Origin of the sequence: Streptomyces vastus (assembly GCF_039532825.1) — a bacterium.
Taxonomy (GTDB): domain Bacteria; phylum Actinomycetota; class Actinomycetes; order Streptomycetales; family Streptomycetaceae; genus Streptomyces; species Streptomyces vastus.
Genome location: NZ_BAAASJ010000036.1, coordinates 56,880 through 70,197, shown reverse-complemented (window position 1 = coordinate 70,197; position 13,318 = coordinate 56,880). Strand labels below are relative to the sequence as shown.

Here is a 13,318-nt window from a genome sequence, read left to right as displayed (position 1 = left end):
CCTAAGACTGAAGAGAATCTGAGGAGAATCGTGGCCGAGACCACTCCCGAGCAGCCGGTCGAAGAGACTGAGCTCGTAGACATCGAGCAGTACACCACCGAGTCCGAGGTCCCCGTCGAGGGCGAGTACACCTCGGAGTCCCTGGCCTCCCGCTTCGGCGAGCCGCAGCCGGCCGCCGGACTGGGGCGCCGCAAGAACGCCATCGCCCGCGTCCGGATCGTCCCGGGCACCGGCAAGTGGAAGATCAACGGTCGCACCCTTGAGGACTACTTCCCCAACAAGGTGCACCAGCAGGAAGTCAACGAGCCCTTCAAGGTGCTCGAGCTCGACGGTCGCTACGACGTGGTCGCCCGCATCGCGGGTGGCGGCGTCTCCGGCCAGGCCGGTGCGCTGCGCCTCGGCGTCGCCCGCGCTCTGAACGAGGCGGACGTGGACAACAACCGTGGCGCCCTGAAGAAGGCCGGGTTCCTTCGTCGCGACGACCGTGCGGTCGAGCGCAAGAAGGCCGGTCTCAAGAAGGCCCGTAAGGCCCCGCAGTACAGCAAGCGCTAGTCGTTACCGCGTGCTCTGCACGCAACATCGCCCCGGCGGCACTCCTGTGCCGCCGGGGCGTGGCGTTTACGGCAAGTAGGCGCTTATTACGGCCTTACGTCACCGTCCGTCAGCCTGGGAACTGGGGATATACGTGAGCAAGGCCCTACCTGGACACTCGGCTTGAGCCGCAATTTCTGAGCATGTTCGGAGGACACCAGTGGGACGACTCTTCGGCACGGACGGCGTGCGCGGTGTTGCCAACGCGGACCTGACGGCTGAGCTGGCGCTCGGCCTGTCCGTCGCGGCGGCGCACGTACTGGCCGAGGCGGGCACCTTCGAGGGCCACCGGCCGACGGCGGTGGTCGGGCGGGACCCGCGGGCGTCCGGGGAGTTCCTGGAGGCCGCCGTGGTCGCCGGCCTCGCCAGCGCGGGCGTGGACGTCCTGCGCGTGGGCGTGCTGCCGACGCCGGCGGTGGCGTACCTCACCGGCGCACTCGGCGCCGACCTCGGCGTGATGCTCTCCGCCAGCCACAACGCCATGCCGGACAACGGCATCAAGTTCTTCGAGCGTGGCGGCCACAAACTCGCCGACCAGCTGGAGGACCGGATCGAGGCCGTGTACGAGGAGCACCGCACCGGCGCTCCCTGGGACCGGCCGACGGGTGCCGGCGTCGGGCGCGTGAAGTCGTACGACGAGGGCTTCGAGCAGTACGTGGCGCATCTGACCGCCGTACTGCCAAACCGCCTGGAGGGTCTGAAGGTCGTCCTCGACGAGGCGCACGGCGCTGCCGCCCTGGTCTCGCCCGAGGCCTTCACCCGGGCCGGTGCCGAGGTCATCACCATCGGAGCCGAGCCGGACGGCCTGAACATCAACGACGGGTGCGGCTCCACGCACCTGGACCTGCTGCGGGCCGCCGTCGTCGAGCACGGCGCCGACCTGGGCATCGCGCACGACGGCGACGCCGACCGCTGCCTCGCTGTGGACCACACGGGCGCCGACGTCGACGGGGACCAGATCCTGGCCGTACTCGCGCTGGCGATGCGGGAGCGTTCCGCACTGCGCTCCGACACCGTTGTCGCGACGGTCATGTCCAACCTGGGCTTCAAGCTGGCCATGGAGCGCGAGGGGCTGTCGCTGGTGCAGACGGCGGTTGGTGACCGCTACGTCCTGGAGGAGATGAAGCAGCACGACTACGCGCTCGGCGGCGAACAGTCCGGGCACGTGATCATCCTGGACCACGCGACCACCGGCGACGGCACACTGACCGGCCTGCTGCTGGCGGCCCGGATCGCCCAGACGGGACGTACGCTCCAGGACCTCGCGTCCGTCATGGACCGGCTGCCGCAAGTACTGATCAATGTGCCGGACGTCGACAGGTCGCGGGTGAGCACCTCCGAAGAGCTGAGGGCCGCGGTCGCCGACGCCGAGCGCGAACTCGGTTCCACGGGACGGGTGTTGCTGCGTCCGTCGGGTACGGAGCCGCTCGTACGGGTGATGGTGGAGGCCGCCGACCTCGACCAGGCGCGGTCGGTGGCGGGGCGGCTCGCCGACGTGGTGAAGTCGGCGCTGGCCTGCTAGGCCTGCGCTTTCTCGGCGCTGCGTTCACGCTGCTTGGCCCAGAAGAACCTCTGGGCGAGCAGTGTGAGCGTGTCGGCGAGGATGATGCCGAGCAGGTTCAGCGGGAGCTGCCCGGTCGAGCCCACCGTCTGTTTTGTGTCCCCGTAGCTCAGGGCCACCACCGCGTTGGCGGCGGCCGGAAGGCGATGTACGTGACCGAGAGCGTCGACTCCTCGTGGGTCGCGTCCGCCAGGTGCTCCCACAGGACCGCGTCCGCGCCCTCGCCCGGTGCGTCGTCGCGCGCCTTGTCGGCGCGCTCCGACAGCGAGAGGTCGATGTTCTCGATGGCGATGGAGCCGCACTTGTCGATGTCCAACGCCCGCAGCTCACCGAGCAGTTCGTCGCCCGCCTCGCGCGCCACATCGCACATCACGACGTCCCCGGCGGGGTTGCGGGCGGCGCCCTGCATCACGACGAGATGCGTGGTGCCGACGGTCTTCTCGATCAGGCGGACCACGCCGTCGGTCCTCTCGGACGGCGTGATCAGGCGCAGATGCAGCATTCCGGCAGCGTATTCGGGCCTGGCTACAGCTTGCGCAGACTCAGGCGCTGCACCTTGTGGTCGGGGCCCTTGCGCAGGACGAGGGTGGCGCGGCCGCGCGTGGGGGCCACGTTCTCCAGGAGATTGACCTTGTTGATCGTCCGCCACATCGTACGGGCGTAGTCGAGGGCCTCCTCCTCGGAGACCTGGGTGTACTTGCGGAAGTACGAGGACGGGTTCTGGAAGGCCGTCTCGCGGAGCCTGCGGAAACGGTTCAGGTACCAGCGCTCGATGTCCTCGGGCCGTGCGTCGACATACACGCTGAAGTCGAAGTAGTCGGCGAGGCCCACGCGGGTGCGGCCGTCCTTGCCGGGCAGGGCGGGCTGCAGGACGTTCAGGCCCTCGACGATCAGGATGTCGGGGCGGCGCACGGTGAGCCGCTTACCCGGCACGATGTCGTAGATCAGGTGGGAGTAGACGGGCGCGGTGACCTCGTCCTTGCCGGCCTTGATGTCCGCGACGAAACGGGTCAGGGCGCGTCGGTCGTACGACTCCGGGAAGCCCTTGCGCGACATCAGGCCACGCGCCTGGAGCTCCTTGGTCGGCAGCAGAAAGCCGTCCGTGGTGACCAGCTCGACGCGCGGATGCTCGGGCCAGCGGGACAGCAGGGCCTGGAGGAGACGGGCGACGGTCGACTTGCCGACCGCCACGGAGCCGGCGACCCCTATGACGAACGGCGTCCCGGACTGCGAGCCCTGCTCGCCGAGGAACGTGTTCAGGGCGCCGCGCAGTCCGTCCGTGGCCTTGACGTAAAGGTTCAGCAGCCGGGACAGCGGCAGGTAGATGTCGCGTACCTCGTCGAGGTCGATGACATCGCCCAGACCGCGCAGCTTCTCGACCTCGTCGGCGGTCAGCGGGAGCGGCGTCTTCTCGCGGAGCGCGCTCCACTCGGCACGGGTGAGGTCGACGTAGGGAGTCGCCTCCGGCCTGGACCGGTGGGCGCTCCGCGGCGACATGGAGACCGAAGAGATCACAGTCCATTGTTACGGGAGCAGAGGCGCAGCGGCGGGTGGGGTCCGTCACGTCTGGCTGCGGATGAGTTGTGGGGAAAGTATGGACCTGCGGGGTCGGTGGGGATACGGTCCGGGCAGCCGGGAGCGAGCCGCCTTCCGGCGGGTGCTGGGGGTTGGGAGTGGCTGTGGCCATGCGTATTCGTGATGCGGTGCGGTGGAGATCGGCGCGTGCTGACGCGGACTTCGAGGCGAGCGTGAGCAGCGAGCTGGCGGCAGATCTGCCGGACGAGGACCTGGGGGAGTACCTCTACGACTGCATCGACCTGTACGAGATGGGCAGCAAGCCGCGGTGTGAGGAAGTGGAGTACTTGGAGCTGGTGCGGGAAGCGATTGAGCGGGTCGAGCGGGGGCGCTGAGCGCTGGCTTGAACGGTTTCGGGTGCGGGTGGGTGGGTTGTTGCTCGCGCAGTTCCCCGCGCCCCTTAGGTGCGTGGTGGGTCGGGGCCGTGGGCCGGTGCGTCAGCCCGTCGCAGGCTGGGCATACGGCCCGGTATTGGTACACGGTGCGGGTTTCCTGAGACAGAACCTGAGCGACGGGCATACGACGCACCGGCCCACGTCCCCTCCCACCGGTGGGAGACTGCGGGTAGTCGGGGGTACGGGCTAGCTCGGGGCGCCGTGAGTCGCAGGCTTTTGCTTTTAGGGGCGCGGGGCTGTGACATTTGCGGCTCCGCCGCGGGGCGCGACCAGCCACGACGGACCCGCAGTCGCCCACGAACCGAACCCACCACCCCGGTAGGCGCCCCCGCTCAACCGCCGGAGGCATAAGCTGCCGCGCATGTGCGCAGTCGTGGGTTACGGCCCCATGGGAGTGGCATCGTGATCATCGGGGTGGGGATCGATGTCGCCGAGATCGAGCGGTTCGAGGCGTCGCTGCAGCGGACGCCCGCGCTGGCCCAACGGTTGTTCCTTCCAAGCGAGTTGCTGCTCCCCAGCGGCGAGCGGCGCGGGGTCGCGTCACTCGCGGCCCGGTTCGCGGCGAAGGAGGCGCTCGCCAAGGCGCTGGGGGCGCCGAGCGGGCTGTACTGGACGGACGCGGAGGTCGTCGTCGAGGACAGCGGGCAGCCGAGGCTGCGGGTGACGGGGACGGTCGCCGCGCGGGCGGCCGAGCTGGGGGTCCGGTCCTGGCATGTGTCGCTGAGCCATGACGCGGGCGTCGCTTCGGCGGTGGTCGTCGCGGAGGGGTAGAGGTCCCTCCAAGACCACGTCAGCTCATGACGTCCCGCCACGCGGAGCGGATCGACTCGGACACGTCGTGCGCGCCCATCGGCGCCCCGTCCGCCGCGAACCGCCCCGCAAGCCCGTGGAGGTACGCCGCCACGCTCCCGGCGTCCAGAGCGCTCAGCCCTGAGGCCAGCAGTGATCCGGCGAGCCCCGACAACACATCCCCGCTGCCCGCCGTGGCCAGCCAGGACGTTCCCGTCGCGTTGATCCGGACCGGCCCACGCCCAGGCGAAGCCACCAGCGTGGTCGAGCCCTTCAGCAACACCGTCGCCCCGTACCGCTCCGACAGCTCCCGCACGGAGTGCAACCGCGCCGCCTCGACCGACTCCCGCGAGACACCGAGCAAGGCGGCGGCCTCACCGGCGTGAGGCGTCATCAGCGTGGGCGCCTTCCGGGCCCGTACGAGATCCCGGTCCGCGAGCCGGAGGCCGTCAGCGTCCACGAGGACGGGTACGTCCTGGGCGAGCACCTCCGCCACACTCTGCGCGTCGTCGCCGGCCCCCGGCCCCACGACCCAGGCCTGCACCCGCCCGGCCCGCTTCGGGCCCTGGTCCGAGACGAGCGTTTCGGGGAAGCGGGCGATCACCGCGTCCCCGGCGGGACCGACGTACCGTACGGCCCCGGCTCCTCCCCGCAGCGCGCCCGCCACGGCGAGTACGGCCGCCCCGGGATACCGCGAGGACCCGGCGGCGATCCCCACGACACCGCGCCGGTACTTGTCGCTCTCGGCGCCCGGAACAGGCAACAGCGCAGCCACATCGGCATGTTGCAGGGCCTCCGCCTCGGCCTCGTCGGGCAGCGAGAGTCCGATGTCCACGAGCCGCACCGAACCGGCGTGCTCCCGTGCCGGATCGATCAGCAGCCCCGGCTTGTGCGTGCCGAAGGTCACGGTCAGATCGGCTCGGATCGCCGCGCCACGTACCTCGCCGGTGTCCGCCTCGACACCACTCGGCAGATCCACGGCGACGACGGCGGCGCGGGAGGACTCGGCCAACTCGGCCAGGGGGGCGGCGTCGGGGCGCAGTCCGCCCTTGCCGCCGATCCCGACGATTCCGTCGACCACGAGATCGGCGGAACGGATCGCCCGCTCGACGGTTGCGGCGTCTTCGTTCTCCCGGCGGGTCGGGAGTGCGCTGCCGCCTGCCCGGCGCAGCGCGGCCAGCCCGCCGGGATGCGTCCGCTCGGGGGACAGCAGTACGGCCGTGACACCCGCGCCGCGGCGGGCGAGGCGGGCTCCCGCGTACAGGGCGTCTCCGCCGTTGTCCCCGCTTCCTACGAGCAGGACGACCCGGCGGCCGTACACCCGCCCCATCAACTCGGCACAGGCCGCGGCCAGTCCGGCCGCCGCGCGCTGCATGAGCGCCCCGTCCGGAAGCCGCGCCATCAACTCCCGCTCGGCGGCCCGCACCGTTTCCACTCCGTACGCACTACGCATACGCCGAGTCTCGCGTACGCGGCGGCCTTGCGGGCGCCGGCTCGGTACCCCGGGCGAGCCCGGTGCTCACAGAGGTACGGGCTCGGCAGGGCTGTCAGTGGGCTCTGAGACACTGGGCGCAATGAATGAGACAGCGTCCGCGCGTGCCCGCGCCGAGATCGATCTGGCTGCCCTTGCGGCCAATGTGGGGACCCTGCGCGCCTACGCACCGGATGCCGCCCTGATGGCGGTCGTGAAATCCGACGCGTACGGACACGGGGCGGTGCCGTGTGCCCGGGCGGCGCTCGAAGCGGGGGCCACCTGGCTCGGGACGGCCACGCCCGAGGAGGCCCTGGCTCTGCGCGAGGCGGGGCTGCAGGGGCGGATCATGTGCTGGCTGTGGACGCCCGGCGGCCCTTGGCAGGAGGCCGTCGCGGCCGACGTGGACCTCGGGATCAGCGGGCTCTGGGCCTTGCGGGAAGCCGTCGAGGCCGCACGCGCCGCGGAGCGTACGGCTCGAGTTCAACTCAAGGCCGACACCGGACTCGGACGTAACGGGTGCCAGCCGGGCGACTGGCCCGAGTTGGTCTCGGCAGCCCTGCGTGCCGAGGCCGAAGGGCTGGTCCGGGTCACGGGGCTCTGGTCGCATTTCGCCTGCGCCGATGAGCCGGGACATCCCTCCATCGGGGCCCAACTCACCGCCTTCCGCGAGATGGTGGCGTACGCGGAGAAGCAGGGCATAAGCCCAGAAGTGCGGCATATCGCCAACTCGCCCGCCACGCTCACGCTTCCGAAGTCCCACTTCGATCTCGTACGCACCGGAATCGCGACGTACGGCATCTCGCCCAGCCCCGCCCTCGGCACCGCGGCGGAGCTGGGGCTGCGGCCGGTGATGACCCTGTCGGCCTCGCTCGCACTGGTGAAGCGCGTGCCGGCGGGGCACGGCGTCAGCTACGGGCACCACTACGTCACACCGGGCGACACGACCCTCGGCCTGGTGCCCGTGGGGTACGCGGACGGGATCCCACGGCACGCCTCCGGCACCGGGCCCGTCCTGGCCGGCGGCAAGTGGCGGACGGTGGCGGGGCGGGTCGCGATGGACCAGTTCGCCGTCGATCTCGGCGGGGACCAGCCGATGGTGGGGGAACGCGTGGTGCTGTTCGGGCCGGGCGATGAAGGTGAGCCGACCGCCGAGGACTGGGCCCGGGCCGCGGGCACGATCGCGTACGAAATCGTGACCCGGATCGGAACCCGCGTGCCGCGCGTCCACGTGAATAGTGAATAACCCCCAAGACGGGTACGCAGCTTTCCGGGGACGGCCCCGGGACCACACACCGGCGAAGAGGAGCGGTACGTGAGCGAGAGCAGGGCGGAGGCCGTCGCCTCGGTGGCCTCCGCCGCGGGGAGCGCCGGGAACTGGCGTAAAGCGGGCATCGTCGGCACCGCGATAGGCGTCGTCGCCGCAGGCGCCGCCGCCGGAGTCGCGATCGAGCGGCTCACCGTCGGCCGCGGCATGCGCCAGAAGGCCCGGCTCGCCCTCGACTCGGCAGGTCCGTACGGCGCACTGCGCGGCATGCCCGGCACGGCGACCGCGGACGACGGCACGGAGATCTACTACGAGATCGACGACGTCGAGCAGGACGCCACGCTCACCCCCCGCCGCCGCAGACTGTTCGGGCGCAAGGCCCCGGCTCCCGTCACCGTCGTCTTCAGCCATGGTTACTGCCTCAGCCAGGACTCCTGGCACTTCCAGCGGGCCGCCCTGCGCGGTGTCGTACGCACAGTCCACTGGGACCAGCGCAGCCACGGCCGCTCCGGACGCGGTGTCGCACAGGTCCAGGACGGCGTGCCGCTCGACATCGAGCAGCTCGGCCGCGATCTGAAAGCCGTGATCGACGCGGCTGCACCGGAGGGTCCGCTCGTGCTCGTCGGACACTCGATGGGCGGAATGACGGTGATGGCCCTTGCCGACCAGTACCCCGATCTCATCCGCGAGCGGGTGGTCGGTGTCGCTCTCGTCGGTACGTCGTCGGGGAAGCTCGGAGAGGTCAACTTCGGGCTTCCGGTTGCGGGGGTCAACGCGGTGCGGCGTGTGCTGCCCGGCGTACTGAAGGCGCTGGGGCAGCGGGCCGAGCTGGTGGAGAAGGGGCGGCGGGCCACGGCCGATCTGTTCGCCGGGATCATCAAGCGGTACTCGTTCGCGTCCAAGGACGTCGACCCGGCGGTCGCGCGGTTCGCGGAGCGGCTGATCGAGGGCACGCCGATCGATGTGGTCGCCGAGTTCTATCCGGCGTTCACCGACCACGACAAGACGGAGGCGCTGGCGTACTTCGCCGAGCTGCCCGTCCTCGTACTGTCCGGTGTCAAGGACCTGGTCACGCCGAGCGAGCACAGCGAGGCGATCGCGGACGTATTGCCGGACGCGGAGCTGGTACTGGTGCCGGATGCCGGGCACCTTGTCATGCTGGAGCACCCGGCAGTCGTCACCGACCGCCTCGCTGATTTGCTCGCCCGCGCGGGGGCGATGCCAACCACCGCTACCGTGGGTGGCTGTGACTCCGCCACCTCCTGACGGAGGCGGCTTCCAGCCTGCGGCTGCGGTCCAGCCCGGACCGACCCCTTGCGGGACGTGATCAGTGTACTACTGCAAGTGAGTGATGATGGAAGAACGCGCAACGTCGCACCTCCCGGCGCCTGATGGCGTCACCACCCGGCTCACCGTCAACTCCCCCGATCAGATGCAGGAGTTGGGCCGCCGTCTGGCCAAGCTGCTGCGCCCCGGCGACCTGGTGATGCTCACCGGGGAGCTCGGCGCGGGCAAGACGACGTTGACCCGTGGGCTCGGCGAGGGGCTCGGCGTACGGGGTGCGGTCACGTCCCCCACCTTCGTGATCGCCCGCGTGCACCCCCCTCTCGGCGACGGGCCACCGCTCGTCCACGTCGACGCCTACCGCCTGGGCGGCGGGCTGGACGAGATGGAGGATCTCGACCTCGATGTCTCGCTGACCGATTCGGTGATCGTCGTGGAGTGGGGCGAGGGGAAGGTCGAGGAGCTGACCGAGGAGCGGCTGCATGTGTTCATCCACCGGACGGTGGGCACCGCATCTTCCCCGGTGGCGACCCCTGGACCCCCGGAGACGGACGAGGTCCGGCATGTGGTGCTCCGCGGGGTGGGGGAGCGGTGGGTGTCCGTGGATCTGAGTGTGCTCTCGGCTTGAGGCGGGGGCCTTGAGGGCCGGGTTCCGTAACGTTCCGACATGGCGTCGGCAAGAGGTTGCGTGGGGCGGCTTCGGCGTGTTCATATGGGTACCGGTGTTGGTTAGGGTTACCTAACCACGTCTGCTCCGGGAGCCCCAGGAGGCGGCCATGTCGACTTCGGATCGTGACGCGGTAGTTCCTGCGGAAGCCGGCGTGGTTTCGGTGCGCGAGCTGCTGGCGGCTTGCGCCGCCGCCCGCGTCGTCTCTACGCCGCCGCGGGACCCGGCGCCTGCGCCGCGGGCGCCCGCGGCGCAGGGGCGGCAGCATCGCGAGGCTGCGTAAGCAGGGGTTTCTTTCCCCAGGCCCGCCCCTTCCCGAAACTGGGGCTGCGCCCCAGACCCTCGCAAGGGGGTGGGGGTGACACGTCGTGTCGCGGCTGCGGCGCCGTCGTGGCTTGTCGCGCAGTTCCCCGCGCCCCTCAAGGGCGCGTCCCTTGCCCACCGGCGGGAGGGGACGTGGGCCGGTCAGCCGCCCAACGAACCCCAACAACCCACCCCCGTAGGCCCCCCATCCCGTCGTAGGGGAGGTGCTAGTCCACGACGACAACCTTCGTTCCGACCGTCGCGAACTCCCACATCGAGTCCCCATCCGCCCGGGACTCCCGAATCCCACCCAGCTTCTTCCCGGGATCGGGGGCGGAGGTCGACCCGTCCACCGCCGCGCTGAAGCCGATCGTCGTGCCGCCCACGTTCGCGAAGCGGACGACGTGTTCGACGGCTACTCCGTCGGAGCCGGTGATGGAGCCGGAGCGAGAGGTGACGGCGTAGGTGTCGGGCGTGGGGGCGACCGTTCCGGGGGTGACCGCGAAGGTGCGGCGCACCTTGTCGTTCGCGGCGACCAGCCAGACCCGGTCGGCCTGCACCGAGTACACGACCCGCCGGCCGGTGCCGGACCGGGCGGGCAGCGCCGCCGCGTTCGACTCGGCGCTCGGGGACGGGGCGGAGGCCGCGGGGGACGAGGCGGTCCGGGGCGGTGCGCCCAGTGTGTCCGGCACGTTGGCGGACGCCTGATAGGCGAGGAAGCCGACTGCGGCGATCGCCGTCACGGTGAGCCCGGCCACGAATCCCGAGCTGCTCCTAGCCACCTTGGGTGCCCACCTCTCGTACGACATACGTGTCAATGTGACAGTTGAGGTGACGGTAGCAGGAGGGGCCCGTGGGACCTGGGCGACGGTGCCTGCGCCCCGGGCGCCGTAGGCTGTTCGCGTGCTCTTGCTCGCTCTTGATACCGCCACTCCCGCCGTCTCCGTCGCCCTGCATGACGGGACGTCCGTCGTCGCCTCGTCGAGTCAGGTGGACGCGCGTCGGCACGGAGAGTTGTTGCTGCCCGCCGTCGACCGGGTGCTCACCGAGGCCGGGCGGCGGCTCGACGCCGTCACCGGCATCGTCGCGGGCGTGGGACCCGGCCCGTACACGGGCCTGCGGGTCGGCCTGATGACCGCCGACACCTTCGGGCTCGCGCTGGGCGTTCCCGTGTACGGACTGTGCACGCTCGACGGACTCGCGTACGCGGCCGACATACAGGGCCCCTTCGTCGTGGCGACCGACGCGCGGCGCAAGGAGGTCTACTGGGCGCGGTACTCCGATTCCCGTACGCGCGTCAGCGGGCCCGCCGTGGACCGGCCCGCCGAGATCGCCGACGCGGTCGCCGGTCTGCCCTCGGTCGGTGCGGGCGCGCTGCTCTACCCCGGGACCTTCCCGGACGTGTACGAGCCCGAGAACGTCTCGGCGTCGGCGCTCGCGTCCCTCGCGGCCGAGAAGCTGGCGAAGGGCGAGGAACTCCCCGCCCCCCGGCCGCTCTATCTGCGCCGCCCCGACGCCCAGGTGCCCAAGAACTACAAGGTGGTCACCCCCAAGTGACTCCCGTGCTGCGCGAGATGCGCTGGTGGGACATCGATCCCGTAATTGAGCTGGAGAAGGCCCTCTTCCCGGAGGACGCCTGGTCGAGGGGCATGTTCTGGTCCGAGCTGGCCCATTCCCGGGGGCCGACGGCGACGAAGCGGTATGTCGTGGCGGTGGATGGTGAGCGGATCGTGGGGTACGGGGGACTCGCCGCCTCCGCGGACGTGGGTGACGTACAGACCATCGCCGTCGCTCGTGATCAGTGGGGTACCGGGGTCGGTGCGCTGATACTGACCGAGCTGTTGCGGGCCGCGACCGCCTTCGAGTGTGCCGAGGTGATGCTCGAGTGCCGGATCGACAACATCCGCGCCCAGAAGCTGTACGAGCGCTTCGGCTTCGAGCCGATCGGCTTCAGGCGCGGCTACTACCAGCCGGGCAACGTCGACGCGCTCGTGATGCGCCTGCAAGATCCCTCAACCTCAGTGCAAGGAACCGAGATCAATGGCTGACTCACGCGACGAGCCTCTCGTACTCGGCATCGAGACCTCCTGCGACGAGACCGGCGTCGGCATCGTCCGCGGCACCACCCTGCTCGCGGACGCTGTCGCGTCGAGCGTCGACGAGCACGCGCGCTTCGGCGGTGTAGTCCCGGAGGTCGCGTCCCGCGCGCACCTGGAGGCGATGGTGCCGACCATCGAACGCGCGCTGAAGGAAGCGGGCGTGAGCGCGCGGGACCTGGACGGGATCGCCGTCACGGCCGGTCCGGGGCTCGCGGGCGCGCTGCTCGTGGGGGTTTCCGCGGCGAAGGCGTACGCATACGCGCTGGGCAAGCCGCTCTACGGTGTCAATCACCTGGCCTCGCACATCTGCGTCGACCAGCTGGAGCACGGGGCGCTGCCGGAGCCGACCATGGCGTTGCTGGTGTCCGGCGGCCACTCGTCTCTGCTGCTCTCCTCGGATGTCACTTCCGACGTACGGCCTCTGGGTGCGACCATCGACGACGCGGCGGGCGAGGCCTTCGACAAGATCGCGCGGGTGCTGGATCTGGGGTTCCCGGGCGGTCCGGTCATCGACCGGTACGCGCGCGAGGGCGACCCGGAGGCGATCGCGTTCCCGCGCGGGCTGACCGGGCCGCGCGATGCGGTGTACGACTTCTCCTTCTCGGGGCTGAAGACGGCGGTCGCCCGCTGGATCGAGGCCAGGCGGGCGGCGGGGGAGGAGGTTCCGGTGCGTGATGTGGCGGCCTCCTTCCAGGAGGCGGTCGTGGATGTGCTGACGCGTAAGGCCGTGCGGGCGTGCAAGGACGAGGGTGTCGAGCACCTGATGATCGGCGGAGGTGTCGCGGCCAACTCGCGGCTGCGGGCCCTCGCGAAGGAGCGCTGCGAGGCCGCCGGGCTCCGACTGCGCGTGCCGCGGCCGAAGTTGTGCACGGACAACGGGGCGATGGTGGCGGCGCTCGGCGCGGAGATGGTGGCGCGGAACCGGGCCGCCTCCGACTGGGATCTGTCGGCGGACTCCTCGCTGCCGGTGACGGAGCCGCACGTCCCTGGGCACACGCATGATCACGTGCATGAGGTGAGCAAGGAGAACCTGTACTCGTGACGGTCGCGTTGATGTGGGAGGCGCGGGCGGTGGCAGGCCGGGGCGAGGAGCTGCTGGCCTGGGTCCGGGCGCAGGACCTCGCCGTGAGGCCCCTGCGCCGGGAGACCTTCCGGGCACCGCAGGACCGCGTCCTGGTCATCACCTGGTGGGATGCTCCGTACGACGCCGACCTTCCCGAACTGCCTGAGCCGGACGGGGAGTTGGTGACGCGGGGGGTGCACAGGTGGCGGTTCGATTCTGTGGGCGCCGATCAGGGCGGATGATGATCGTCCGA

14 protein-coding genes and 1 pseudogene are annotated in these 13,318 nt (G+C 70.7%); 11 read left to right on the top strand and 4 right to left on the bottom strand.

Translation table 11 applies throughout. The features are described from left to right. The first annotated feature begins 30 nt into the window (after positions 1–30). Together rpsI and glmM are read left to right on the top strand one after the other, a co-directional pair. Positions 31–552, top strand: coding sequence for a 30S ribosomal protein S9 (gene rpsI, locus ABD357_RS18510; RefSeq protein WP_344391397.1), 522 nt, complete (start codon positions 31–33; stop codon positions 550–552). Between the two features lie 199 nt (positions 553–751). Continuing rightward, complete coding sequence (gene glmM, locus ABD357_RS18505) at positions 752–2,113, top strand: phosphoglucosamine mutase (protein WP_344391396.1); 1,362 nt, start codon at positions 752–754, stop codon at positions 2,111–2,113. Here glmM and ABD357_RS18500 read toward each other — a convergent pair. Both ABD357_RS18500 and coaA read right to left on the bottom strand, forming a co-directional pair. Continuing rightward, a pseudogene (locus ABD357_RS18500) lies at positions 2,110–2,654 on the bottom strand (hypothetical protein). The gene glmM and the pseudogene ABD357_RS18500 sit on opposite strands and share 4 nt — an antisense overlap. A 23-nt stretch (positions 2,655–2,677) precedes the next feature. Then, on the bottom strand, positions 2,678–3,667 hold the full coding sequence (coaA, locus tag ABD357_RS18495; protein ID WP_344391395.1) for a type I pantothenate kinase: 990 nt from the start codon (positions 3,665–3,667) through the stop codon (positions 2,678–2,680). A gap of 170 nt (positions 3,668–3,837) precedes the next feature. Here coaA and ABD357_RS18490 point away from each other — a divergent pair, with 170 nt between their 5' ends. Beyond that, positions 3,838–4,062: a hypothetical protein gene (locus tag ABD357_RS18490; RefSeq protein WP_344391394.1), complete on the top strand. Its 225-nt coding sequence runs from the start codon at positions 3,838–3,840 to the stop codon at positions 4,060–4,062. Between the two features lie 459 nt (positions 4,063–4,521). Next, on the top strand, positions 4,522–4,893 hold the full coding sequence (locus tag ABD357_RS18485; RefSeq protein WP_344391584.1) for a holo-ACP synthase: 372 nt from the start codon (positions 4,522–4,524) through the stop codon (positions 4,891–4,893). 19 nt (positions 4,894–4,912) lie between these two features. On the opposite strand, the gene ABD357_RS18480 is transcribed toward ABD357_RS18485, so the two are convergent. Continuing rightward, positions 4,913–6,364: an NAD(P)H-hydrate dehydratase gene (locus tag ABD357_RS18480; RefSeq protein ID WP_344391393.1), complete on the bottom strand. Its 1,452-nt coding sequence runs from the start codon at positions 6,362–6,364 to the stop codon at positions 4,913–4,915. 121 nt (positions 6,365–6,485) lie between these two features. Here ABD357_RS18480 and alr point away from each other — a divergent pair, with 121 nt between their 5' ends. The 3 genes from alr (at position 6,486) to tsaE (ending at position 9,561) form a co-directional block, all read left to right on the top strand. After that, the gene (alr, locus tag ABD357_RS18475) at positions 6,486–7,628 is read left to right on the top strand and encodes an alanine racemase (RefSeq protein WP_344391392.1); all 1,143 of its coding nucleotides are present in this window, start codon (positions 6,486–6,488) and stop codon (positions 7,626–7,628) included. Positions 7,629–7,697: 69 nt separating this feature from the next. Beyond that, entirely contained in the window at positions 7,698–8,915 is a 1,218-nt protein-coding gene (locus ABD357_RS18470; protein ID WP_344391390.1) for an alpha/beta fold hydrolase, read from the top strand. A gap of 88 nt (positions 8,916–9,003) precedes the next feature. Beyond that, the gene (gene tsaE / locus ABD357_RS18465; protein WP_344391388.1) at positions 9,004–9,561 is read left to right on the top strand and encodes a tRNA (adenosine(37)-N6)-threonylcarbamoyltransferase complex ATPase subunit type 1 TsaE; all 558 of its coding nucleotides are present in this window, start codon (positions 9,004–9,006) and stop codon (positions 9,559–9,561) included. A 569-nt stretch (positions 9,562–10,130) separates the two neighbouring features. Here tsaE and ABD357_RS18460 read toward each other — a convergent pair. After that, positions 10,131–10,685, bottom strand: coding sequence for a hypothetical protein (locus tag ABD357_RS18460; RefSeq protein WP_344391386.1), 555 nt, complete (start codon positions 10,683–10,685; stop codon positions 10,131–10,133). 121 nt (positions 10,686–10,806) lie between these two features. Here ABD357_RS18460 and tsaB point away from each other — a divergent pair, with 121 nt between their 5' ends. The 4 genes from tsaB to ABD357_RS18440 are packed head-to-tail and all read left to right on the top strand — an operon-like array spanning position 10,807 to position 13,307. After that, positions 10,807–11,460 (top strand): tRNA (adenosine(37)-N6)-threonylcarbamoyltransferase complex dimerization subunit type 1 TsaB, encoded by a 654-nt coding sequence (gene tsaB, locus ABD357_RS18455; protein ID WP_344391385.1) that lies wholly within the window; start codon positions 10,807–10,809, stop codon positions 11,458–11,460. A 17-nt stretch (positions 11,461–11,477) separates the two neighbouring features. After that, complete coding sequence (rimI, locus tag ABD357_RS18450) at positions 11,478–11,951, top strand: ribosomal protein S18-alanine N-acetyltransferase (protein ID WP_344391583.1); 474 nt, start codon at positions 11,478–11,480, stop codon at positions 11,949–11,951. Then, the gene (gene tsaD, locus ABD357_RS18445) at positions 11,944–13,044 is read left to right on the top strand and encodes a tRNA (adenosine(37)-N6)-threonylcarbamoyltransferase complex transferase subunit TsaD (protein ID WP_344391384.1); all 1,101 of its coding nucleotides are present in this window, start codon (positions 11,944–11,946) and stop codon (positions 13,042–13,044) included. The genes rimI and tsaD overlap by 8 nt, the downstream gene beginning before the upstream one ends. Continuing rightward, positions 13,041–13,307 (top strand): hypothetical protein, encoded by a 267-nt coding sequence (locus ABD357_RS18440; protein ID WP_344391383.1) that lies wholly within the window; start codon positions 13,041–13,043, stop codon positions 13,305–13,307. The genes tsaD and ABD357_RS18440 overlap by 4 nt, the downstream gene beginning before the upstream one ends. Positions 13,308–13,318: the final 11 nt, after the last annotated feature.

Coding starts and splice junctions, on each gene's coding strand:
- ABD357_RS18490 (WP_344391394.1), top strand. CDS start 3,838: ATGCGTATTCGTGATGCGGTGCGGTGGAGATCGGCGCGTGCTGACGCG.
- ABD357_RS18480 (WP_344391393.1), bottom strand. CDS start 6,364: ATGCGTAGTGCGTACGGAGTGGAAACGGTGCGGGCCGCCGAGCGGGAG.
- alr (WP_344391392.1), top strand. CDS start 6,486: ATGAATGAGACAGCGTCCGCGCGTGCCCGCGCCGAGATCGATCTGGCT.
- tsaE (WP_344391388.1), top strand. CDS start 9,004: ATGGAAGAACGCGCAACGTCGCACCTCCCGGCGCCTGATGGCGTCACC.
- rimI (WP_344391583.1), top strand. CDS start 11,478: ATGCGCTGGTGGGACATCGATCCCGTAATTGAGCTGGAGAAGGCCCTC.
- tsaD (WP_344391384.1), top strand. CDS start 11,944: ATGGCTGACTCACGCGACGAGCCTCTCGTACTCGGCATCGAGACCTCC.